This is a genomic window from Streptomyces lancefieldiae (genome assembly GCF_031845825.1).
Lineage (GTDB): Bacteria > Actinomycetota > Actinomycetes > Streptomycetales > Streptomycetaceae > Streptomyces > Streptomyces lancefieldiae.
The window spans coordinates 1-22301 of record NZ_JAVRFH010000042.1 but is presented as its reverse complement, the minus strand read 5'-3'; the positions used below and the strand labels follow the sequence as shown (position 1 = coordinate 22301).

17 protein-coding genes and 2 pseudogenes are annotated in these 22301 nt (G+C 69.3%); 12 read left to right on the top strand and 7 right to left on the bottom strand.

Annotation, left to right across the window (positions count from 1 at the left end):
- The first annotated feature begins 25 nt into the window (after positions 1-25).
- The 3 genes from RM812_RS30780 to RM812_RS30770 all read left to right on the top strand — a co-directional run bounded on the left by RM812_RS30780 (position 26) and on the right by RM812_RS30770 (position 2639).
- Complete coding sequence (locus tag RM812_RS30780) at positions 26-949, top strand: LysR family transcriptional regulator (RefSeq protein ID WP_311579772.1); 924 nt, start codon at positions 26-28, stop codon at positions 947-949.
- Positions 950-1425: 476 nt separating this feature from the next.
- Positions 1426-1614 carry a hypothetical protein gene (locus tag RM812_RS30775; protein WP_311579769.1) on the top strand — a complete coding sequence of 63 codons (189 nt, stop codon included), beginning with the start codon at positions 1426-1428 and terminating at the stop codon, positions 1612-1614.
- Positions 1611-2639, top strand: a complete 1029-nt coding sequence (locus tag RM812_RS30770; protein WP_311579766.1) for a LacI family DNA-binding transcriptional regulator — start codon at positions 1611-1613, stop codon at positions 2637-2639. The genes RM812_RS30775 and RM812_RS30770 overlap by 4 nt, the downstream gene beginning before the upstream one ends.
- 59 nt (positions 2640-2698) lie before the next feature.
- On the opposite strand, the gene RM812_RS30765 is transcribed toward RM812_RS30770, so the two are convergent.
- Together RM812_RS30765 and RM812_RS30760 are read right to left on the bottom strand one after the other, a co-directional pair.
- Positions 2699-4318, bottom strand: a complete 1620-nt coding sequence (locus tag RM812_RS30765) for a cellulase family glycosylhydrolase (protein WP_311579759.1) — start codon at positions 4316-4318, stop codon at positions 2699-2701.
- Positions 4319-5037: 719 nt separating this feature from the next.
- Positions 5038-6204, bottom strand: coding sequence for an MFS transporter (locus RM812_RS30760; protein WP_311579756.1), 1167 nt, complete (start codon positions 6202-6204; stop codon positions 5038-5040).
- 503 nt (positions 6205-6707) lie between these two features.
- Between RM812_RS30760 and RM812_RS30755 the strand changes: the two genes are divergently transcribed.
- Positions 6708-8360: a cellulose binding domain-containing protein gene (locus RM812_RS30755; RefSeq protein WP_311579754.1), complete on the top strand. Its 1653-nt coding sequence runs from the start codon at positions 6708-6710 to the stop codon at positions 8358-8360.
- Positions 8361-8506: 146 nt separating this feature from the next.
- Here the strand turns inward: RM812_RS30755 and RM812_RS30750 are convergent, their stop codons facing one another.
- Positions 8507-9535 carry a LacI family DNA-binding transcriptional regulator gene (locus RM812_RS30750; protein WP_311579748.1) on the bottom strand — a complete coding sequence of 343 codons (1029 nt, stop codon included), beginning with the start codon at positions 9533-9535 and terminating at the stop codon, positions 8507-8509.
- Complete coding sequence (locus tag RM812_RS30745; RefSeq protein WP_311579745.1) at positions 9532-11973, bottom strand: glycoside hydrolase family 2 protein; 2442 nt, start codon at positions 11971-11973, stop codon at positions 9532-9534. The genes RM812_RS30750 and RM812_RS30745 overlap by 4 nt, the downstream gene beginning before the upstream one ends.
- Before the next feature lie 272 nt (positions 11974-12245).
- On the opposite strand from RM812_RS30745, the gene RM812_RS30740 reads away from it, so the two are divergent.
- The 3 genes from RM812_RS30740 to RM812_RS30730 all read left to right on the top strand — a co-directional run bounded on the left by RM812_RS30740 (position 12246) and on the right by RM812_RS30730 (position 15520).
- Positions 12246-13568, top strand: coding sequence for an ABC transporter substrate-binding protein (locus RM812_RS30740; RefSeq protein ID WP_311579742.1), 1323 nt, complete (start codon positions 12246-12248; stop codon positions 13566-13568).
- A 111-nt stretch (positions 13569-13679) separates the two neighbouring features.
- A complete protein-coding gene (locus tag RM812_RS30735) occupies positions 13680-14654 on the top strand; it encodes a carbohydrate ABC transporter permease (RefSeq protein ID WP_311579740.1) in 975 nt (324 codons plus the stop codon).
- On the top strand, positions 14651-15520 hold the full coding sequence (locus RM812_RS30730; RefSeq protein ID WP_311579736.1) for a carbohydrate ABC transporter permease: 870 nt from the start codon (positions 14651-14653) through the stop codon (positions 15518-15520). Before RM812_RS30735 ends, RM812_RS30730 begins: the two co-directional genes overlap by 4 nt.
- A gap of 49 nt (positions 15521-15569) precedes the next feature.
- Here RM812_RS30730 and RM812_RS30725 read toward each other — a convergent pair.
- Both RM812_RS30725 and RM812_RS30720 read right to left on the bottom strand, forming a co-directional pair.
- A pseudogene (locus RM812_RS30725) lies at positions 15570-15950 on the bottom strand (ATP-dependent helicase); the annotation flags it as partial.
- A gap of 275 nt (positions 15951-16225) precedes the next feature.
- Positions 16226-16762 (bottom strand): annotated as a pseudogene (locus RM812_RS30720) (DUF234 domain-containing protein); the annotation flags it as partial.
- A gap of 640 nt (positions 16763-17402) precedes the next feature.
- Between RM812_RS30720 and RM812_RS30715 the strand changes: the two are divergent.
- Together RM812_RS30715 and RM812_RS30710 are read left to right on the top strand one after the other, a co-directional pair.
- On the top strand, positions 17403-17654 hold the full coding sequence (locus tag RM812_RS30715) for a hypothetical protein (protein ID WP_018845686.1): 252 nt from the start codon (positions 17403-17405) through the stop codon (positions 17652-17654).
- Positions 17654-18046: a DNA-binding protein gene (locus RM812_RS30710; RefSeq protein WP_311579722.1), complete on the top strand. Its 393-nt coding sequence runs from the start codon at positions 17654-17656 to the stop codon at positions 18044-18046. The genes RM812_RS30715 and RM812_RS30710 overlap by 1 nt, the downstream gene beginning before the upstream one ends.
- Before the next feature lie 238 nt (positions 18047-18284).
- Here RM812_RS30710 and RM812_RS30705 read toward each other — a convergent pair whose 3' ends face one another.
- On the bottom strand, positions 18285-20468 hold the full coding sequence (locus RM812_RS30705; RefSeq protein WP_311579719.1) for a DEAD/DEAH box helicase: 2184 nt from the start codon (positions 20466-20468) through the stop codon (positions 18285-18287).
- A gap of 111 nt (positions 20469-20579) precedes the next feature.
- Here RM812_RS30705 and RM812_RS30700 point away from each other — a divergent pair, with 111 nt between their 5' ends.
- The 3 genes from RM812_RS30700 to RM812_RS30690 all read left to right on the top strand — a co-directional run bounded on the left by RM812_RS30700 (position 20580) and on the right by RM812_RS30690 (position 21855).
- Entirely contained in the window at positions 20580-20849 is a 270-nt protein-coding gene (locus RM812_RS30700) for a type II toxin-antitoxin system Phd/YefM family antitoxin (protein ID WP_235455136.1), read from the top strand.
- Positions 20842-21105, top strand: coding sequence for a type II toxin-antitoxin system RelE family toxin (locus RM812_RS30695; protein WP_030207783.1), 264 nt, complete (start codon positions 20842-20844; stop codon positions 21103-21105). Before RM812_RS30700 ends, RM812_RS30695 begins: the two co-directional genes overlap by 8 nt.
- A gap of 207 nt (positions 21106-21312) precedes the next feature.
- A complete protein-coding gene (locus RM812_RS30690) occupies positions 21313-21855 on the top strand; it encodes a hypothetical protein (protein WP_311579706.1) in 543 nt (180 codons plus the stop codon).
- Positions 21856-22301 lie beyond the last annotated feature (446 nt).

Here is a 22301-nt window from a genome sequence, read left to right as displayed (position 1 = left end):
AGACCCGCGGTGATAGCCAACGGGCATGACGACGGACGTGCATGTGCGCGAGCTGCGCTACTTCGCGACGGTGGCCGAGGAACTGCACTTCACACGGGCGGCCGAGCGGCTGTACGTGTCCCAACCCACCCTGAGCAAACAGATCCGGGCGCTGGAGCGGCAGTTGGGCGCGGAGCTCTTCCGGCGCGAGCCGCAGGGCGTGACGCTCACCGAGGCGGGCACGGCACTGCTGCCGCACGCCCGGCGGGTACTGGCGGACTGGACCGAGGGCGCGGCGGCGGTGGACGCGGCCCGGGCCGCGCGGCGCGGCACCCTGGTGGTGGGCATGAGCACCAGCCCCGGCCGCGGCGGCCTGTTGCCGGCGATCCGCTCCCGTTTCACGGCCGCCCATCCTCAGGCACGGCTGCGGCTGCGGCAGGTGAGCTGGGAGGACCCCACGGCGGGCCTGGCCGACGGCACGGCCGACGTCGCCTACGTCTGGCTGCCCCTGCCCGACGCCGACCGCTACGCCTGGACGGTGGTCGCCGAGGAACCCCGCCTGGTCGCCCTCCCCGACACCCATCCGCTCGCCGCCCGCGCGGAGGTGGACTTCGCCGACCTGGCCGACGAACCGTTCCTCGCCCTGCCGCCCGAGGCGGGGGTGCTGCGCGACTTCTGGCTGGCGCTGGACGAGCGGCGGGCGCTGCCGGGACACGCCGGCCGGCCGCCGCGCGTCGGCGCGGAGATCTCCGGCACGGAGGAGACGTACGAGGCCCTCGTCGCCGGCCTCGGCGTCTGCCTGGTGGCCACGGGCAACGCCCCGCTGATCACCCTGGGCGGCGTGACCACCCGCCCGGTCCGGGGGCTGGGCCCCAGCCGTTACGCGCTGGCCCGGCGCCGGGAGGACGAGGGGCGGGCGCTGGTACGGGGGTACGTGGAGGCGTGCCGACGGGTGATCGGACAGGGGTGAGGGCCCCGCGACCTCGCAGGGTGCCGAGGGGACGGGCCCAGCCCCTGGGTCGACGGCGCCCCCGAACCCCGGGTCCGCAGGGCGCCGGTGCCCCCGAACCCCCGGTCCGCAGGGCGCCGGTGCCGTCGGGCGCCACCCTGCTCGGCCGGGCACCACCCTGCCCGGCCTGCTCGACCACCTCACCCGCGTCGAGCGCGCGACCTCGGCCATCGACGGCGACGGCCGCCTCAAGCCGCTCCACCACGACCTGCGCCGGGTCTACGCCGTCCGTCTCCGCACCCCGCAGCCCGCAGCCGACGGCCCGGTGCTCGCGGTGGTCAACCAGGGCGCCGAGCCCTGGCGGGCGCGCGTGCCCCTGCGCCGGACGCGGGCGGACGGCACCGAGGTGGCCGAGCGGACGCTCGACGTGGCCGCCGCGGCACGTTGGCGTCGCCGTGCAGTCCCCGGTGAGCAGCGGTGGGGATAGTGTTGAGGTCGTGGTGACAGCGCACACCCTGGTACGGGACCTCCTGCCGCAGGCCGACCGGCTCGGACCGGACACCGTCTGCGACACCGGACTGCGGACCCTGCTCCCCGGTCAGCAGGCCCGCCTGCGGGTGCGGGGAGCGGCCTGGACCGGAGCCAACACCGTACGCGCGGCCCTGTCCTGTGGGGAACCGGCGTGAGCGCACCCTCGGAACGCGTCACCATCAAGGACGTCGCCGCGGCCGCCGGGGTGTCCAAAGGTGCCGTGTCCCTGGCCTTCAACCACAAGCCGGGGGTCTCCGACGCCACCCGCGAGCGGATCTTCGCGGCGGCCCGGCAGCTGGGCTGGGCGCCGAACTCCTCGGCCCGCAGCCTGTCGCGCCAGTCCGTCGACACCATCGGGCTGGCCATCTGCCGGCCCGCCCGGCTGCTGGGCCTCGAACCCTTCTACATGGAGTTCATCTCCGGCATCGAGAGCGTGCTCGCCGAGCGCGACTGCTCCTTGCTGCTGCGCCTCGTCGGCTCCCTGGAGGAGGAGATCTCGTTGCAGGAGCGCTGGTGGAGGGAGCGCCAGATAGGGGGCTCGATCCTGGTCGACTTCCACCAGGAGGATCCCCGCATCGCCCCGCTGCGCGGGCTCGGCCTGCCGGCCGTGGCGGTCGGTCATCCCACCCTCACGGGGGGATTCCCCTCGGTGTGGACCGACGACGCCGCGGCGGTCGTGGAGGCGGTCCGCTACCTGGCGGCCCTGGGGCACCGGCGCATCGCGCGGGTGGGCGGCCCCACCGGACTGGGGCACAGCGCCATCCGTGCGGTCGCGTTCGAGGAGACCATGGAGCAACTCGGCCTGGAGGGCGGGCCGCACGTCGAGACGGGTTTCTCCGGCGAGGAGGGCGCTCGCGCCACCCGCTCCCTGCTGCTGTCCGCCGAGCGGCCCACGGCGATCCTCTACGACAACGACATCATGGCGGTCGCGGGACTGGGCGTGGCCGCGGAGATGGGCGTCTCCGTGCCGGACGACCTGTCCCTGCTGGCCTGGGACGACTCCCAGCTGTGCCGGCTGACCCATCCGACGCTGTCGGCGATGAGTCACGACGTGCACGGGTTCGGGGCCCAGGTCACGCGGGTGCTGTTCGAGGTGCTCGCCGGTCACGAGGTGCTGTCCCAGCCGGTGGCGACGCCGTCGCTGGTGCCGAGGGCGTCGACGGCCTCGCCGCGTGCCTGAGGAACGGGCTCAGGGGTGAGGGGCGCGGCCGGCTGCCGCGCCCCTCACCTCTTGTCGTGTCAGGAGCCGCAGGTCTGGCCGTTGAGGGTGAAGGCGGTGGGTGTGCCGTTGCCGCCCGAGGAGGAGCCGTTGAGGCCGAAGCTCACCGAACCGCCCGCGGGGATCGTCCTGGTCCATGCCTCGTGGGTCGCCCGCACCGTGCTGCCCTGCTGGGTCGCCCGGGCGTTCCAGACCGAGTTGATCCTCTGGGCGCCGGGGAAGCCGAAGGACAGCTCCCATCCGTCGATGGCCTTGTCGGAGCGGTTGCGGATGGTGACGTCGGCGTTGAAGGAGCTGCCCCAGTCACTCAGCCGGTACTCGACGGCACAGGCACCGACAACGTTGTCCTCGGTGGTGGCGGTGACCGTCGCCGACCGCGGGGAACGGTTGCCGGCCGCGTCCCGGGCGTAGACCGCGAAGGTGTACGTGGTGTCCGCGGCCAGACCGGTGACCGTGGCCGTCGTCGTGGTGGTGGACGCGGCGGGGGTCTCCTGGCCGCCTTCGACGCGTACGACGTCGTAGCCGCTCACCCCGGTGTTGTCCGTGGCCGCCGGCCACGTCAGCCGGACGCTGTCGGCCGTGACCCCGGTCGCGGTCGGGGTGCCGGGGGCGGTGGGGGCGGTGGTGTCCTCGTTGCCGGGGTCCGCGTAGACGCCGGCTTCCTCGGCGGTGGCCTTGATGCCGTTGGTGCCGTTGAAGAGGCGTTGCCCCCAGGCGGTGAGCCTGCCCCTGTCGAAGTTCTGAGCCAGGTCGAGGTACTCGACCCCGGAGCCGTTGCCGCTCCAGGACCAGCCGAGGTACCCGATGCCGCGGGACTCGGCGGTGGCCATGATGGCGTCCTCGTCGGGGTTGCCGTCGGAGTGCATGTCGCCGAACTCGCCCACGACGACGGGGAGCCCGGCCGACACGAAGCGCCCGAGGTAGTCGTCGACCTCGGCCGGGGTGTCGTAGACGCCGTACATGTGGATGTCGAAGAGGGTGTTGCGGTCGGGGTCGGCGGCCATCACACCGGCCGCGTTGTCGCGCATGGTGAAGGACCAGTCCTGGCCCCAGTTGGGGGCGTCGACCATGAGGGTGTGGTCGATGCCCGCCGCCCTCATGCGCCCGATGGCCGTCTTCGTGTCGGCGGTCCAGGCGCTGTAGTTGGAGTTGCCGTACGGCTCGTTGCCGATGTTGACGATGACGTACTTCTCCTGGCCCACGAGGGCGTCCTTGACGCCGAGCCAGTAGTCCACGGCTCTGGAGAGCGGGACTGCGGCGCCCGCTTCGCCGTATCCGGTGGTGTCGTGCGCCTCCAGGACGCAGACCAGGCGGTTCTCCTTGCACTCGGCGACGACGTGCGCGACGTCGGCGGTGTCGTTGCGGGTCCACTGGTCGCCGGTGGCGAGCACCACCCGTACGGAGTTGGCGCCCAGGGCCTTGATGTCGCTCAGGGCCTGGTCGGTGCGGTCGGGGTACCAGGCGTGGGCGTGGTTGACGCCGCGCATCACGAAGTCGTTGCCGTTGGCGTCGAGAAGACGGCCCGCGCCGATGTGGAAACCGGGTGTGTCGGCGGCTTGGGCCTGGGGTGCGACCGCGAGGAGCAGTGACGCGCACACGGCGAGGGCCGTGCCCGTGGCCGCTGCCAGTTTCTTCTTCATGGTGAGTCTCCCGGCTCTGAGGCGGCCGGCGCGGCCCGTCTCACCGACGGGCCTTCCGGCACGCACGTGTCCCTGTGCGATGGTGTCGAGCGCGCTCGGCCGACGTGGGCGGCCGGCGGGGGGGCCGATGCGTTCTGCCGCGTTCTGCCTGGTGCGACACGGTGATCCGGCAGGGGGGGCGCACGAGCGGGACGGACCGGAGGCCTGCGGCGTCCGGCCGTGACGGAGCGGCGACCAGGCATGTGCGTCTCTTTCGTCCAGAGGAAGACGGCGCGTCGGCTCCAGGCACGCCGGGCGAGCGGGCGGGCGAGCGGGCGACTGCGAGCGGTGAGCGGTCCTGCGCTGCCGGGCGGGCTTCCGGCAGCTGGTTCGTACGTCGGACGTTCTCGCGGCGTTCATCCGGACAGGCCCAACCGCTCACCTGTACCGGTTAATTGAAAGGGACCGTAGAGACAGGCGCTTCGACTGTCAATCACTCGCGCAGCACTTATTCATCCTGATGAACGCCCATGCTCGTGGGCACGGCATGACGGAGCAGCAGGTTTAGCGGTTTAGCGGGGGGTGCGTCGTCGTACTCCTGGCGTCCCGTCCCGGCTTCGCCCCGGTTCGTCGCGGAACCCGCGCGGGGCCGGTGGCCACAGCCCGCCCATGCGTGTGGGGGACCTGGCGTCCCGGGCGCTCGATGCCCGCGCGTACGAGGTCCGGTGGCGCCGGTCCGGTCAGCGGCCGGGAGATCTCCGGAGCCACAGCCACAGCGCCGCCCCCGTGAACTGGAACGCGGCGATGCCCAGCATCAGACCGTCGGCGCCGAGCTTGCCGGCGAACACTCCGGTCAGGGCGGCACCGCCCGCCGACGCCCCGATCTTCAGGCTGCCGCCGGTGGTGTTGACCTGGCCGAGCCGGTCCGGTGGCGACTCGCGCTGGCGGAGCAGGAGCGTAGCGGCGAAGAGTGGCCCCTCCGCCAGGCCCGCCAGCACGCAGACCGTCCACGCCCACGGCAGTGACGGCGCCGCCGCCAAGGCGGCCAGCGCCGTGCCGAAGCCCACCAGTCCGGCCAGGACGACGGGTTCGGACCGGCCGGGCGTCAGCCACCGCGACGAGGCCAGTGACCCCGCGAGGGATCCCAGCGCGAAACAGGCCAGCAGTTGCCCGCCGGCCCCGGGGCCTCCCCCGATGTCCTGACTGAGCAGCACCGCCGCCACCGCGAACCCGCCGTATCCGAACCAGGCGGACGTCGTCGCCACGGTCAGGGCGCGCAGCACCCGGTTGCCGCCCAGGACCGAAAGGCCGCCCATCACGATCTGCCCGACGCCCGTCCGCGTCCGCTCCGGCCGGGTCCTCGGCGGCGGAAACGGCAGCATCGGAAGGAGGAGAAGGCCGAGGACGGCGGCGGCCACGGTCACGATCCCGGTGTTCCCGCCACCCGCGACGGCGGCGACCGTCGCGGCCAGCGCCGGGCCGGCGATGGCCGCGACGTTGTAGCTGGACGCCTCCAACCCGTATGCGCGAGAGAGCCGTTCGGCGGGGACGAACCTCGGCAGCAGACTGGTGAGCGCCGACACGATGGGTTCTACGCAACCGACCACGACGGCCACCATCAGCGTGAGCGCCAGGGGCGAGCGCCCCACCGACACCATGAGCAGGGCCGTCGTGACGGCATAACCGCACGCCAACACGGTCGCGAGACGGCGCGGTCGGCTCGTCCGGTCCAGCCCGTGACCGATGAGCGGCCCGCTCAGCACATACGGAAGCGTCATCGCCATCTGCACGAACCCGGTGCTCGCCGCATCCCCGGTACGCGCCGAGACGGTGAGCACCAGCGCGGTCGCGGCTCCTTCGGCGGACACCCGGAGCAGCGTGGCGGCCGTCAGGTGCAGACGGAGCATTCCGGTCACCCCGAAGGCCTCTCGTCTCGACGGTCGGTCGATGCCTTCCCAGCGCGGCGGACCGAAACCCTCTGCCCTGCGGACTCCTCGCGGACCGCTCCCGGCCGCGCCCGCTCCTCATCGACGATCTGGCGGGCCATCGCCGTGTCCGAAACGCCGACCGCGTCCGGCGGCGGCTCGGCGACCCGGCCCACTTCAAGCCCGAGTCACTGAGGCGGACAGCCTGACCGCAGTACAGGGGCTGAGCGACGCCGGCCGGACTGCACGGTCACGCATACGCCTCAGCCGGTTCAGGATTCGCCTCAGCAACCCGAGGGTCGCCTGAATACTAAACCGCTAAACCCACTGCCCAGCGTCAAGTCGCTTGCCGAACAGGACAGTTACCAGCAAGAAGTTACCCTGCGCGATTGATTGACAGTCGAAGTAAACGCCTCTACGTTCCACCCCGGTTAACCGGTACATGCGAGCCATCTGCGAGTCATCCTCTGAATGAGAGAGCCGCCATGCATGGTCACCCCCTCCCTCCGGCCAGACGGCATGTGCCGCTTCTGGCACTCCTGTTCGTGGCCGCGCTGGCGGGCGCGTACCTGTCGCTCATGCGCCCGCCCCCGGCCTCGGCCACCGCCGAGGACTCCTTCGTCACACGGTGCGGAATCCGCTTCTGTCTGGACGGCGAGGAGTACTACTTCGCCGGCGCCAACGCCTACGACCTGTTCACCTTCGGCTCGGGCTCCGGCGACACCGAGACCCGGTACATGGACAAGGAACGCATCGACGCCCACTTCACCCGCATGCGTGACGACGGCGTCGACGTCGTCCGGCTGTGGATGTTCAGCCACGAGAGCTGGCACGGCTTCGAAAAGTCCGAAGGCGTCTACGACGAGCAGCAGTTCGCGTTGTTCGACTACATCATCGAGTCCGCAAAGACGCACGGGCTGCGCCTCATGCCGGTCTTCGAGAACTACTGGGAGGCGTACGGCGGCATCGACACACGCCTGAGATGGGAGGGGCTGTCAGGTGGGCAGCCTGCCCGTGCCGCGTTCTTCGACAAGGACCGCTGCCCGGGATGCTTCACGTCCTACAAGGACTACGTGAGCCACGCCCTCAACCGGACGAACCACTACAGCGGCGTCAAGTACAAGGACGATCCGACCATCTTCGCCTGGGACCTGATGAACGAGCCGCGCTACGAGGGCCAGAGCGACGAGGAGGACATCGAAGGGACCACGCTGCGGGCCTGGGTCGACGAGATGGGGGCCTTCATCAAGGAGATCGACCCCAACCACCTGCTCGGCGCCGGCATCGAGGGGCACGGCACGCGGTACGGCTTCGGCGGCGACGAGGGCAATCCGTTCGTCCACCTGCAGCAGTCGCCGTACCTGGACTTCACCTCGGCGCATCCCTACCCGACGGAGTACTGGGCCGACCTGTCACTGGACGAGACGAAGGAACTGATCCGGGCCTGGATCACTGATGCGCACGAGAAGGTCGGCAAGCCCTTCTTCATGGGCGAGTTCAACGTCCACAACGTCGACCGGGCGGCCTGGTGGAGCGAGATCTACGCCGACTTCGAGGCGGCCGGCGGCGACGGCAGCGCCTTCTGGTGGTACCAGGACCGCGAGATCGACGGGAAGTTCGGCGTCACCCAGGGCGATCCGGAACTCGACGTGTTCCGTGCCCACTCCGCCCGCATGGCCGCCAAGAGCGGTCACCCCTCCCCGACCGGCGCACCGACGACCTCCTCGCCCTCCACCGGGGAACCGACACCCACCCCCGAGCCGACCGTCACGCCGGACCCGACCGGCACGCCCACCGCGTCGCCCACGGCCGGTACACCGTGCCGGGTGGACTACCGGCTGTCGGACTGGGGAGCCACCTTCAACGCGGACGTCACGATCCACAACACCGGCAGCACGACGGTCGACGGGTGGGAGCTGTCGTTCACCTTTCCCGGCGGCCAGTCGATCACCCAGATCTGGAACGCCACCCGCGTCCAGGACGGTCGCAGGGTGACCGTGACCCATCCGTCGGGCTACAACACGTCCATCACACCCGGAGCCACCGTGAACTTCGGGTTCAGCGGTGCCTCCCCGGCCGACACGAACGGAGTTCCGGGCTCTTTCACGCTGAACGGAACGGCCTGCTCATCAGCCTGATCCAAAAGCCAACCACTCGTCGTCGCCGTGGTTTCCGTCTTCCCCTCCAGAATTGCCGGGGGAGGCAGTCGAGCGGAACTCCTCGGCGACACGCGAAGGGGCGCGGCATGACGCCGCGCCCCTCGACCGTCCCTGCCCGCCCCCTCCTACGACGGAGGCGGAGCGGTCGACGCCCGCGGTACCAACGACGGCGTCGCGACGGGCCGGGAGGCCACGTCATGGCCCGCCAGCACCTCGAACAGCACCCGCGCGACCTGCGCGCCGAAGCCGTGCACGTCGTGGCTCATCGCCGACAGGGTGGGGTGCGTCAGCCGGCACAGCTGGGAGTCGTCCCACGCCAGCAGCGACAGCTCGTCCGGCACGGAGACGCCCATCTCTGCGGCGACACCCAACCCGGCGACCGCCATGATGTCGTTGTCGTAGAGGATCGCCGTGGGCCGCTCCGCGGACAGCAGCAGGGAGCGGGTGGCGCGCGCGCCGTCCTCGCCCGAGAAACCGGTCTCGACGTGCGGCCCGCGTTCCAGGCCGAGCTCGGTCATGGTCTGCTCGAACGCGGTCGTCCGAATGGCACTGTGCCCGAGCCCCCGGGGGCCGCCCACGTGCGCGATGCGCCGGTGCCCCAGCACCGCCAGGTAGCGCACCGCCTCGGCGACGGCGGCGGCGTCGTCGGTCCACACCGAAGGGAACCCTCCGGTGAGAAAGGGGTGGCCGACCGCCACGGCCGGCAGGCCGATGCTTCGAAGCGGGACGATCCGCGGATCCTCGTGATGGAAGTCGACCAGGATCGAGCCGCCTATCTGCCGCTCCCGCCACCAGCGTTCCTGCAGACCGATCTCCTCCTCCAGCGAGCCGACGAGGCGCAGCAGCAGCGAGCAGTCGCGCTCGGCCAGCACACTCTCGATGCCGGAGACGAACTCCATGTAGAACGGCTCCAGGCCCAGCAGCCGGGCGGGCCGGCAGATCGCCAGGCCGACGGTGTCGACGGACTGGCGCGACAGGCTGCGGGCCGAGGAGTTCGGCGCCCAGCCCAGCTGCCGGGCCGCCGCGAAGATCCGCTCGCGGGTGGCGTCGGAGACCCCCGGCTTGTGGTTGAAGGCCAGGGACACGGCGCCCTTGGACACCCCGGCGGCCGCGGCGACGTCCTTGATGGTGACGCGTGCGGACGGTGCGCTCACGCCGGTTCCACGCAGAACAGCGCCGCTCGCACGGCGTTGGCCCCGGTTTCGGCCGCGCCGGTGACCCGCAGCCGGATCTGCTCACCGGGGAGCAGGGTCCGCAGTCCGGTGTCGCAGACCGCGTCGGGTCCGAGCCGGTCGACCTGCAGGAGGAGGTCGCGTACGAGGGTGTGCGCGGTTACCACGACTTCGACAGTACCCGTCCCGGCGCCCATCGAGGACTCAACGGCCACGTCGTAGCGCGGTACCGGGTAGGCGAACTCCCGGTCCGTGACGGAGAAATGCACGCTCCGCAGGTCCTCGCTGTCGGCGACGAGGAACTCCTTGGTCGACCGCGGTGCGGGGGCCAGGTCCTGCGGCACGGCCCACCGGTGCACCGAACGGGCGGCGACGGTCACGTCGAGCACGTGCCCGGCCACCTCGGTGCCGTCCGCCCGCAGCCGGCGCAGCCTCACGCGCGTCTGCCAGGGCTCGGCCGCCTGGTTGACGACGGCGAGCACGGGGCCGTCGTCTCCGTCGCCCGGCTGGAGCGTGAGGAGCCGGTCCGCGTAGACCCGGCGCAGCTCGTGGTAGAGCGGCTTGAGCCGGCCGTCGCCGTCGATGGCCGCCCAGGAGCTGACCGGCCAGCAGTCGTTGATCTGCCAGACGACGGTGCCGGCGCATACGGGCCAGTGCGACCGCCAGTGCTCGATCCCGGTGGCGATCGCGCGGGCCTGCACGACCTGGGTGAGGTAGTGCCAGCGGTCGAAGTCGTCCACGGGCAGCACGAAGTGGCGTTCCAGGCCCCGGTTCAGCTTGCCGTTGCCGTCCTCGGCCTTCTGGTGGTGCAGCATGCCGGGCGAGTCGGGCGCGAGCCGCTCGCCGGGCAGCGCGCGCCGCAGGGTCGCCATCGCGGGCGGCGCCTGCCAGCCGAACTCCGACACGAAGCGGGGCACCGAGTCGCGGTACTCGGCGTAGTCCCGGCGGTTCCAGACCTCCCAGGAGTGATACGTGCCGTGGGCCGGGTCGTTGGGATGGTGGTCCCAGGAGCCGGACCAGGGGCTGCCCGCGCTGTAGGGGCGGGTGGGGTCGAGTTCGGCGACGATCCGCGGGAGCAGGTCCAGGTAGTAACCGCCGCCCCAGGAGTCGCCGCCGAGCTCGGGCTCCCAGTCCCAGTCGCGGAAGCCCCAGAGGTTTTCGTTGTTGCCGTTCCACAGGACGAGTGAGGGGTGCGGCATGAGCCGGACAACGTTGTCGCGGGCCTCTGCCTCGACCTCGCCCCGCAGCGGCTGCTCCTCGGGGTAGGCGGCGCAGGCGAAGAGGAAGTCCTGCCAGACCATGAGACCCAGCTCGTCGCAGGCGTCGTAGAAGGCGTCGTCCTCGTAGATGCCGCCGCCCCAGATCCGCACCAGGTCCACGCCCGCGTCGGCGGTCTGGCGCAGCCGGGTGCGGTAGCGCTCCGGGGTGATCCGGGACGGGAAGACGTCGTCGGGGATCCAGTTCACCCCGCGGGCGAAGATCCGTTCGCCGTTGACGACGAAGGTGAAGCCGGTGCCGTGCCGGTCCGCCGAGCGGTCCAGTTCCACGGTCCGGAAGCCGATGCGCCGGTGCCAGGAGTCGAGGGGCCGCTCTTCGGCACCGGGACCGGCTTCGACGAGTACGAGTTCCAGGTCGTACAGGGGCTGGTCGCCGTAGCCGCGGGGCCACCACAGGGAGGCGTCGGGCACCTCCAGCGTCAGTACGGCGTGTGTCCCCTCCACCTCGCCGCGCGCCTCGGCGAGGCCGTCCCCGACGGTGGCACGCACGGCGAGCGGGCGGGCCGTCCCCTGCGCGGTCCGCTCGACCTCCACGTGCACTTCGACGCGGCCGGTGCCGCGGTGGACCGTCACCAGCGGGCGTACGTCCGCCAGCCGGGCCGTCGACCACCGCTCCAGCCGGACCGGGCGCCAGATGCCCGCGGTCACCAGGGTCGGGCCCCAGTCCCAGCCGAAGCTGCACGCCATCTTGCGGATGTACTGGAACGGCTCCGGGTAGACGTTGGGGCGCTCCCCCGTCAGTGCCCGCACCGAGGCCGCCTCGTCGTAGGCGGAGGCGAAGTCCACCGCCAGGAGCCCGTGGTGACCGGTGACGTCGAAGCGGTGGCGCCGGTGCATGTTCCGGGTGCGGCCCAGTTCCCGCCCGTCCAGGGTGATGGTCGCGGCGGTGTCGAGGCCGTCGAAGACCAGGTCGGTCCGCTCGTACTGCTCACCGGCGGTGTCGGCGGCCCGCAGGTCGCGGACGTACGTCCAGGCCCGCTGCCCGACCCAGGCCACGTCGGGTTCGTTGACGCCGAGGAAGGGGTCCGGGATCAGGCCGGCCGTGAGCAGATCGGTGTGGACGCAGCCGGGGACCTGGGCGGGCAACAGGTTCTCGCTGTGGCGGAGGCTCCAGCCCTCGGCGAGCGGGACAACTTCCTTCATGTACGGCTCCTTCGGCGGGACGGGCCCGGTGTCGTAGGCAACGCGGCTCAACCTAACCCCACAGAAGTGAACCGGTCTAGCCCTCTCTGCTCGACAGAAGCCCTCTCGCGAGCGCAGTCGCTCCATGGATTTCCCCACGCCACGTCTCACCTCAGGTAACGATTGAGTATCGCGAGGGATTAGGAAGCTTTACCGGTTCACGGGCGGCTGACATAGTCGCCGTCAGCCACCACCGGAGCCCGAGCCGTAATCCTTGGAAAGGAGCTGGGCACATGGGGAAGAGGACGCTGAGCGTCGCACTGCTCGCCACCGCGATGCTGACCGTTGCGGGGTGCAGCGGAGGGGGAAGCGCGGACGCCGGCGAGACCGCCGCCGCGCCGGTGAACCCGGACGGCGTCTCGGGGGACATCACCGTGCTCACCAATCGCACCGACCTCGTCGAGGACGGGACGATGAAGAAGTACGCCGCGGAGTTCAACAAGACCTACCCCGACGTGAAGGTGAAGTTCGAGGGCCTCACCGACTACGAGGGGGAGGTGAAGATCCGCATGAACACGGAGGACTACGGCGACGTCCTGCTGATCCCGTCGGCGGTCGCCAAGGGTGACTATCCCAAGTTCTTCGCGCCGCTCGGCGAGACCTCGTCGATGAAGAGCACCTACCGCTTCACCGACAAGACCGAGGTCGCGGGCAAGACGTACGGCATCGCCACCTTCGGCACCGCCAACGGCCTGGTCTACAACAAGGCACTGTTCAAGAAGGCCGGGATCACCGACTGGCCGACGACGACCGAGCAGTTCCTCGACGACCTCAAGGCCGTCAAGGACAAGACCGGGGCGACCCCGTACTACACCAACTTCAAGGACGGCTGGCCGCTCGAGAGTCCCTGGACCAACGGCGTCGGCTCGATCAGCTGCGACACCCAGGCCTCCGACAAGCTGGCCTCGATGGACAAGCCCTGGGCCGAGGGCAACGACCTCAACACCCTCGACACCCTGCTCTACGACATCGTCCACGGGAAGCTGTCGGAGAAGGACCCGGCCACTACCAACTGGGAGAGCTCGAAGACCCTCCTGGCCAAGGGCAAGGTGGGCAGCATGATGCTCGGCTCCTGGGCCATCAACCAGATGCGGGACGCGGCCGAGACGGCCGGGCAGAACCCCGACGACATCGGCTTCATGCCGGTCCCGTCGCAGAAGGACGGCAACTTCTGCGCCACCCTGGTCTCCGACTACCAGCAGGCCGTCAACATCCATTCGGACCACAAGGAGGCCGCCCGGGCGTGGATCGACTGGTTCACCGCGAAGTCCGGCTACGCGGCCAAGGAGGGCGCCGTCTCCGTCCTGAAGGCCGAGGGAATGCCGGCGACACTCAAGGACTATGTTGACAACGATGTCAAGATGATTGAGCGTTCCGAGGCGAAGACGGCCGACGTCAACGCCATCGACAACGCCTCCGAGATCGGACTCAACAAGCCCGACTACCGCAAGAAGCTCATCGACATCGCCCGCGGCGCCACGGACGGATCGCTCGAGGACTACGTCGACGATCTGAACAAGCGCTGGTCCGAGGCCAGGCAGACCGTCGGCTCCTGACCCCGGCACCCGTCTGAACCCAGCACCCGCCGGGTCCCCTCCCCGCCTCTTGGGAGAACGGGACCCGGCACCCAGTGCCCTCAGCGGACGACGAAAGGCCCTGGCTCCGCAATGACCCGAACCGCTTCCACCTCTGCACCACCCGCTCCGGCCGCCGGGCCGGGCCGGATCGGCAAACGACCCTCCCGGCATCGCACACGGGCCGGCTCCTCGTGGCGCGACCGGCCGCTGCGCAAACTCACCCCGTGGCTGTTCCTGCTGGCGCCCCTGGCCCTGCTGATCACGTTCACGTACGTGCCGGTGGGCAACATGATCTACTACAGCTTCACCGACTGGGACGGTGTCAGCCCCGACCGCAACTACGTCGGCACGGAGAACTACACCGAGATCTTCACCCGCCCCGAGCTGCTCCGGGTGTTCGCGGTGAGCTTCTACTACCTGGCGGCGTCCGTCGTACAGATCGTCATCGCCCTGTACTTCGCCGCCGTCCTCAGCTTCGACCTGCGCTTCAGGAACCTGTTCAAGGGCATCCTGTTCTTCCCGTACCTGATCAACGGCGTCGCGATCGGCTTCGTCTTCCTCTACTTCTTCCAGGACGGCGGCACGCTCGACTCGGTCCTGTCCTGGTTCGGCGTCGGCACCGACCACGCCTGGCTGGGCAGTCCCGAGTCGGCCAACACCTCCATGGCCGGGGTGTCCGTGTGGCGCTTCACCGGCCTGAACTTCGTGCTGTTCCTCGGCGCGATCCAGTCGATCCCCGGCGAGCTGTACGAGGCCGCCCAGCTGGACGGCGCGAGCCGCTGGCAGCAGTTCCGGCACATCATCGCGCCGAGCATCCGGCCGGTGCTGAGCCTGAGCGTCATCCTGGCGATCTCCGGCTCCCTCTCCGTGTTCGAGATCCCGTACATCATGACCGGCGGTGCGACGGAGACCTCGACGTTCGTCATCCAGACGGTGAAGTTCGCCTTCCAGTTCAACAAGACCGGCCTGGCCTCGGCCTGTGCGGTGGTGCTGCTGGCGATCATCCTGGTGATCACCTGGATCCAGCGCCGCCTCGTACCCGACGAGAAGGTGGACCTCGTATGACCCTCACCTCACCCGCCCGCCCGCAGGACCGAACGCGCCGCCGCCCGCGCGTCAGCACCACCCTGACGTACCTGTCGCTGGTCGTCGCCTCCCTCGTGGTGCTGCTGCCGCTCGTCGTGATCTTCCTGACCTCGCTGAAGTCCTACGAGGAGATCTCCGACGGCCAGGGCGCCCTCGCCCTGCCGGACGACTGGCTCAACTTCTCCAACTACGCCACGGCCTTCACCGACGGCCACATGATGACGGCCTTCGGCAACACCGCCTTCATCCTGGTGTTCTCCATCACCGGCACCGTGATCATCGGCTCGATGACCGCGTATGCCATCGACCGCTTCGACTTCCGCTTCAAGAAGCTCGTCATGGCCCTCTTCCTGATCGCCACGCTGGTGCCGGCCGTAACGACCCAGGTCGCCACCTTCCAGGTCGTCAACAGCTTCGGGCTGTTCAACACCCGCTGGGCCCCGATCCTGCTGTACATGGGCACCGACATCGTGGCCATCTACATCTTCCTGCAGTTCATCCGCGGGATCCCGAAGTCCCTCGACGAGGCCGCGCGGCTCGACGGCGCCAACTCGTTCACCATCTACCGCAAGATCATCTTTCCGCTGCTGAAGCCGGCCATCGCCACCGTGGTCATCATCAAGGGCATCACCACGTACAACGACTTCTACATCCCCTTCCTCTACATGCCCTCCGAGGAACTCGGGACCATGTCGACGGCCCTGTTCCGGTTCAAGGGGCCTTTCGGGGCGCACTGGGAGAACATCTCAGCCGGAGCCGTTCTCGTCATCGTGCCGACACTCGTGATCTTCCTGTTCCTCCAGCGCTACATCTACAACGGCTTCGCCCAAGGGGCCACGAAGTAGCGGTTCCCCCGCAGCGTCGGATCTGTCGGACGAACGTTCGGGGGTGCTGAAGGCGACGTCGGAGCCGCCCGGCGGTCGGCTGGGCCTCGGCCGGCAGCGGGCCGAGCCGCTCCGAGACAGCCGCGGCCGTGTCGACGGCTCGCCGCGCGTCGGGGCCCGCCCGCTTCCACCAGCACCTGCAGCGCCATGACGAGTGAGGTGGTTCGCGGCTCCGGCCGACCCGATGTGGACGGCGATGGGCTCCCGAACGGACGCGCCGCCGCGACGACCTGATCGGCGGTCCGCTGCCCCACACCAGGAATCTGCCGCAACCTGTAAGGAACCAGCCGGCACCGAGCACCTGCCGGACCGACCGCAGCCCCCTCTCGGCTTCCCCGAGCCCCAGCGGCCCTTCGGTGAGCTCCTACAACCGGGCCACCGGGATGGGTTCAGGTCCGGCTCAGTCGGCGGTGCCTGGCTCTACGACCCACTCGGCCGGCAGCCCGCTGACGCAGGCCAACACCGTCCGGAGGGCTCTGAACTGCGGTTATGCGGACGCATCCCAGCACCATCCCAGCACGGGAACCACGACCAAGTACGAGAGAGCTCAGGATCGCCAACGCTACACAACAGCGCCGGCAAGGGCCGAGGCCCGAGGAACTTCTCCGCGACATCTGCGGCCTCGTCGCGCTCACGAACTCCCGCACCGCGCCTGCAATCCGCCACTCACAACGGCCAAGCGGTCAGCAAATCACCAGGACCGTAGGTCGCATCAAGGCCCGGACATGCGACGCCGCTTCGCGAGACCGCCACGACGGGAACGGGTTCGTCGGTGAGGGCGGCCCGATGTCGATGGAGAGCTGCCAGGTCGTGCCGGTCGAAAGGTGACTGCTCCAGCCACTTGATGGAGCCGAGGAAGAGCAGCTCCCTGGCGAGGTGGGCGCGGTCCGCACCAATGATGTCGATCTCGACGTCGTTGGTGCGGGTCCAGTAGCCACCCACTGCGAGGGCTGCGGGGAGTTGCTCGTCGGGCAGTATCCGGGCGAGCGCCTCGCGGATGAGCGGCTCAACCGCCCGGCCGCGCCAGCTGGTCCAGCTCTCTCGGATCCGCGCCAAGGACAGGTCACCTCGCCCTCGCTCGATCTCCTCCATGGAGGGGCCGAGCAGGTGCAGCCAAAACCGCAGGTAGGGATCTGTCACCCGGTAGCGGCGATCCTTCGACGGGCGCAGCGATACGGGCAGCTCCGCAGCGACGATCCGCGAGAGCTGCAGAAGGTGGCGGCGGGGGTTGGCGGGGAGCGGCCCGGCCGGTGCGTGACGTTGCGTGGGCGGCGCCGGGTGGGCAAGTCGTGATTGGTCGAGCGGTTTGGCACGGGAAAGAGCCAATGGCCCGACTCCAAAGAGTCGAGCCCTCTCCGACCTGCATGTTTGCCAGGTCGGTGACGTGGTGATATATGTCAGCCGCTAGACGTTGAAGCGGAATGTCTGCAGCCTGATCCTGACCTGCGGCGGAGCCCTATCCAGGGCTTTGACCTGGGCTTTCCTGGTTGGCACGCGTTGGCTCCCGACGGCGGTTTACGGGTGTCCTGCGGACTGGTTGCGGACCGGAGGAAACCCTCACTCGGATGACGTGGGCCTCTCGTCCGTCATACCCGGACGTGCCTGTTCCTCCTCGACGATGGGTCACCGACCACTGCCTGCGCCGCCTCATACAGTCGCGCTCCCCTCGCGACTGCGTCCCGCTCGCCACGCCCCACGCTTCCCGCCCCTCTCTGGCCCTCCCCGCATCTTCCCACCGCCCACACCCGGCCTCGACGAGCGTTCGCAGCTCCCTGCGGACCGACCGAACCTCGGGTCAGTCATTCACGCCCCCAGGCTTACGACCGCGGGTAGGATCAGCACCATGAGCGGTAGTAGGAAGTATTCGATCAGCCTGCCCGAGGATCTCGCCGAGGCCGTGCGCGCCCATGTCGGGCCCGGCGGTTTCTCCGCCTACGTCGCCGAGGCTCTCGAACAGAGGGTCGCCATGGACAAGCTGCGGGAGATCGTCGCCGACTTCGAGACCGACAACGAGGCTCTCACCCGCGAGGAGGTCGAGGCCGCCCGGGCGCTGCTGCGCCACGACCACCGGCAGGCCGGCGGGGCCGCCGCCTGATGCCCGGCACCCTCCTGCTCGACAGCGAAGGACTCTCGAAGCTCTACCGCAAGAACCGCACCGTCGTAGCCCTGGTCCAGGCGGCGTCGGAGGAGGGCGTCCGAGTCGCCGCCAGCGCCATGACCACGCTTGAGGCCGACTACGAGCGCATTCACCCGGCCCGCATCAAGTGGGTCCTCTCCCGCGTCGACGTCCACGACGTCACCAAGGAGGTCACCGACCGGGCCGCCGTCCTCCTTCGCACCCATCACCTTCACGGCCACAAGTACGCCATCGATGCCGTTCTCGCCGCCATCGCCCGCAACGCGCCCCAACCGGTCACCGTCCTCACCTCCGACCCCGAGGATCTGACACTCCTGTGCGGCCGTTCCGTGGAGGTCGTCAAGGTCTGAGACCGCGTCGCCGCCGTGCCGCCCGGCCAAACGCTGTCACCGCATCGCGGGATCGAGGACTCACTGCGGACGCACAGCTGTGCCCGACCCAGCAACAGGCGGGTCGGGCACAGGCGTTGACATAGCGTCAGACGTTGAAGCGGAATGCCTGAAGCCCGATCCTGACCTGCGGCGGAGCCGCATGCAGCGCCCTGACCAGGCATATCCTCGTTGGCGTGCGTTGGGTCCCGACGGTCGCTTACGGGTGTCCTGCGGACTCTTTGCGGACCGCTCCCAGCCGCGCCTGCTCCTCCTCGACGATCTGGCGGGCCATCGCCGTGTCGGAAACGTCGACCGCGTCCGGCGTCGACTCGGCGACCGCGCTGCGGCGCGCGTACGCGTCGAACAGGCGGGTCTTGTTCTTCAGCATCTCCACCATCCGCTCGTCCACCCCGCGGGTGGTGAGCAGCCGGTGCACCCGGACCGAACGCACCTGCCCCATGCGATGGGCCCGCGCCACCGCCTGGTGTTCGATGGTCGGTTTGATCTGGGGCTCACAGATGATCACGACGGACGCGGCCTGCATGTTGAGCCCCACCCCCGCCGCCTCGATCTGCGCCACCAGCACCGCATGACCCGGCGCGGCGGCAAACTCGTCCACCAGCTGCTGGCGGCGCGCGGGTGGCACGCCTCCCGAGATCGGACCGAACACCTGAGCGTCACCATTGCTCCGCGCGCCATCGAGCGTGTCCTTCACCGTTCCAAGGACATCCCTGAAGTTGGAGAACACCACCACCTTCAGCTCATTCTCGGCGGCGTCCTCGACGATCTCGCGCAGCCGGTTCAGCTTGGCCGACTTCTCGGGGCGCGCGTACGCCGCTCTGCGCATCGCCATGAAGTTGCCGGCGCGCACAGCCTCGCGGTAGGCATCTTCGTCCGACGCACTCAGTTCCTCCCACTCGTCCGTCTGCTGGAGCGCGGGCAGTTCGGTCAGAACATCCTGCTGGTTGCGGCGCAGATAGACCGGGGCGACGGCCTTCCGGAATGCCTTGGAACCGGCCACTCCGTCACGGTCACCAACAACCCCTGCCAGGTGCGGCTGGAGAATCTGCACAAGGCTGCGAAACTCGGCGACTCGGTTCTCCATGGGCGTGCCGGTCATGAAGAGAACGCGTTCGCAGCACCCAGACCATTCCGTCACGGCTTGGGAGCGACGCGTCTTCGAATTCTTCACGTAGTGCGCCTCGTCCACGACGAGCATCCCCAGCTCGCCGCCTCCAGGGGCCGGGAAACCACGCAAGGCGTCGAAGGTGGTCACCCCTACGCCGCCCCGACCCTTCCAGTCGGCAAACGCTTCCTGCCTGTCGGGGCCGTGAAGAGGCATCACGCGCAGCTTGCTGCGGGCCTCGATTTCGCGTGTCCAGTTGATCAGGACGCTGGCCGGGCAGACGACCATGAAGTGAGTCTGCCCCTCGGCAGCGAGATGAGCCAGAGCGGCGATGGCCTGGATGGTCTTGCCGAGCCCCATCTCGTCGCCAAGAATCACCTTGCGTTGCGCCAGGGCGAAGCGCGTCCCGAAGGCTTGATAGCCGCGCAGCGACACCCGCCGGTGAGTGTCATCAAGCATCTGGTCGCGGACCCGCTCGGCAACTTCGTCGGGCAGGAACCCCTCGGCAGCGGCAGTGTCGGGGCTGCGGCCGGAGATCTCCGCGAGCAGGCTGTAGTACTCGGCGGAACGCAGCTCGAAGTCGACCCAGGCGGCAACCTCGGTCGAGGTACCGCGCAGCAGATCCACCGAAGCCTGTGCAAGCAGCTCCGACACACCGCCCTGCGCTGCTTCCTCGGCCAGCCTGCGGATCTCTGCAACGGCCTCCAGCGCCCGAACTCGTTTGGCCTGCCCCACCAGCAGCATCCGCAGCCGCCTGGCGGCCGGCTTGGCCTCGGCCAGCAGCGGACCGAGCAGCTCCGAAAGAGCTACGGCCGTGTCGACGGCTCGCCGCGCATCGGGGCCCGCTTCCACCAGCACATGCAGGGCCATGACGAGTGAGGTGGTCTGCGGCTCTGGCCGATCCACGTCGATGTGGACGGCGATGGTCTCCCGAACGGCATCAGATATCCGACGTGCCGCCGCGATGACCTGGTCGGCGGTCCGCTGCCCCACGCCAGGAATCTGTCGCAACCGGTAGGAACCGGCATCGAGTACCTGCCGGACCGATCGCAGGCCACTCTTCTCGACTTCCCGGAGCCTCAGCCGACCCTCGGTGACCTCCTTCAACCGGGCCACTGGGATGGCGTCCAGCGCTTGTTCCGCCGCCGTGTCGCAGATCGGCTTCAGCGCCGCCCGAACCGCCTCGACAGCCCGCCCGTGGTCGCCGACCACCGCCTGCGCCGCCTCGTACAGCCGCCCTCCCGCGGCAACCGCCTCCCGCTCACTGCGCCCCATCCCGCCCCCAACCCCTCTCGCTATGTCCCCGCATACTGCCACCGCTGACCCCGGCACCGGCCGGGACCCCGAGGTGTTGTGTACACATGGCACACTCGGTACTCTTGAAGCATGACTCAGCCGCTGCCCATAGAGTCCATCCGCGACGTACGCGCTCACTTGGCCGAAGTCGTCGAACGGGCCGACCGTGACGACGTGCCCACTGTCATCACCCGTCGCGGCAAGCAGGTCGCCGCCGTGGTCTCGATCGACGTGCTGCGCAAGTACCAGGAGTGGGAGGAGCGCGAGATCAACCGCATCATCGACGAGCGTATGGCGAGCCCGGCCGCCGGCGTCCCAATCGAGGACGTGATGAGGGAGACGCTGGCACGCAGTGAGTGACTACCGCACGGTGTTCCGGCCCGAGGCCCAGGCCGAGCTGCGCAAGATCCCGCGGGACATGGCGCTTCGCATCCTGGCCAAACTTACGGAGCTGGAGAGCGACCCCTTCGGCTTCAACACCACCGCACTCGTATCCCAGCCTGAGCGCCGCCGCCTTCGGGTCGGCGACTACCGTGTCGTCTACACGATCGACAACGGGGAGCTGGTGGTGTGGGTCGTACACGTCGGACACCGCTCCACGGTCTACGACACGTAGCTGCTCCAGGGTCTGCGGACAGCTGCGGACTACACAACGGCCTGACCTGCTTTCTCGCAGGTCAGGCCGTTTGTCCACGTCCAATCAGACGTTGAAGCGGAATGTCTGCGGGCTGGAACTGTGCCACGCCCTACTGACAGCACCGCTGAGCGTCGATCAGCAGGCCAGCTGCACCCGACGTCCGAGGGTGCTGTTACGTTCCGCCCCATGACCGCATCAGACGATCTACTCCGCCGGATCGAGCAGGAGCCTTCCCTTGCCACCGCGCTCGCCTGGCCTGGCGATTTCGACGTCGAACGCCGAGATCCCATTGAGGACCTTGCCCTTCCCACCGGGGACCCCCTACACCCGATAGCCGGCTGCGGCGCTGGCGGCACGTACTACCTGTGCGGGGAAGCTGGGGCCGAGGAGAGGCCCGTCCTATACGCCGACTCTGAGGGCCAGGCCACACTGATCGGTGCCGACCTCGTCGAGGCCATCACTCTCATCGTGGTGCTGCCCTTCTGGCGCGACCTGGCAAAGGGTTTCACGATCAGCCAGCTGGGGGCGGACCTCCGAGCCGACCACCCCGACTTCAACACCGAGCGCGACCGCCTCCTACACGCCCTGGGACTCGCCCCCACCTCGGAGGAGGAAGCTATCGCCCGGCTACGAGCCATCGCAGCACGCACAGCTCCGAACCACGTACCGCACGTTCCGGACGACGAACACCTGCCGTACGAGCTCCTCTTCGGGGACGGCCTCGGATAGCGACACGTCCCCTTGGGTGGAGGTGGCAACAGTGCTCCCTTCGCTGCGACGCAGTCCGCCGGTGTGCCTCCGATCGCTCCTTCCGCGCCCTAAGCTGCTCTCATGGGAGTAGAGGTTGGGGTGGGGGACCTGATCAGGAGCTACGCAGAGCTCCGCGACAGCGCTGCCGGATGAGATGACTCCGCAGCCCGCCTGTTGCAGTTCTACAGCGTGGAATGCGGCCTGAAGGCGGCGATCCTCGGCAAGAACGGAACGAATGCCCACAGCACTGCGGACCTGGACCCTCAGCTGCGTACACATGATCTGAGGGCCCTCGCTAAGAAGCTGTTCTCTTTTCGATCTTGAGAGATGTGCGTCGAACGGGAGTCCCGATCGGGTGATCGCGGGGCGCTGGACGCATACGAACAGGGCCTCCTGAACAGCTCGTTGGTGTCGAATCACCGAGC

Excerpts from the sequence above, each read along its gene's own strand:
- RM812_RS30780 (WP_311579772.1), top strand. The coding sequence starts at position 26 with ATGACGACGGACGTGCATGTGCGCGAGCTGCGCTACTTCGCGACGGTG.
- RM812_RS30765 (WP_311579759.1), bottom strand. The coding sequence starts at position 4,318 with ATGAAGAAGAAACTGGCAGCGGCCACGGGCACGGCCCTCGCCGTGTGC.
- RM812_RS30760 (WP_311579756.1), bottom strand. The coding sequence starts at position 6,204 with ATGCTCCGTCTGCACCTGACGGCCGCCACGCTGCTCCGGGTGTCCGCC.
- RM812_RS30755 (WP_311579754.1), top strand. The coding sequence starts at position 6,708 with ATGCATGGTCACCCCCTCCCTCCGGCCAGACGGCATGTGCCGCTTCTG.
- RM812_RS30745 (WP_311579745.1), bottom strand. The coding sequence starts at position 11,973 with ATGAAGGAAGTTGTCCCGCTCGCCGAGGGCTGGAGCCTCCGCCACAGC.
- RM812_RS30740 (WP_311579742.1), top strand. The coding sequence starts at position 12,246 with ATGGGGAAGAGGACGCTGAGCGTCGCACTGCTCGCCACCGCGATGCTG.
- RM812_RS30735 (WP_311579740.1), top strand. The coding sequence starts at position 13,680 with ATGACCCGAACCGCTTCCACCTCTGCACCACCCGCTCCGGCCGCCGGG.
- RM812_RS30730 (WP_311579736.1), top strand. The coding sequence starts at position 14,651 with ATGACCCTCACCTCACCCGCCCGCCCGCAGGACCGAACGCGCCGCCGC.
- RM812_RS30715 (WP_018845686.1), top strand. The coding sequence starts at position 17,403 with ATGAGCGGTAGTAGGAAGTATTCGATCAGCCTGCCCGAGGATCTCGCC.
- RM812_RS30710 (WP_311579722.1), top strand. The coding sequence starts at position 17,654 with ATGCCCGGCACCCTCCTGCTCGACAGCGAAGGACTCTCGAAGCTCTAC.
- RM812_RS30705 (WP_311579719.1), bottom strand. The coding sequence starts at position 20,468 with ATGGGGCGCAGTGAGCGGGAGGCGGTTGCCGCGGGAGGGCGGCTGTAC.
- RM812_RS30700 (WP_235455136.1), top strand. The coding sequence starts at position 20,580 with ATGACTCAGCCGCTGCCCATAGAGTCCATCCGCGACGTACGCGCTCAC.
- RM812_RS30690 (WP_311579706.1), top strand. The coding sequence starts at position 21,313 with ATGACCGCATCAGACGATCTACTCCGCCGGATCGAGCAGGAGCCTTCC.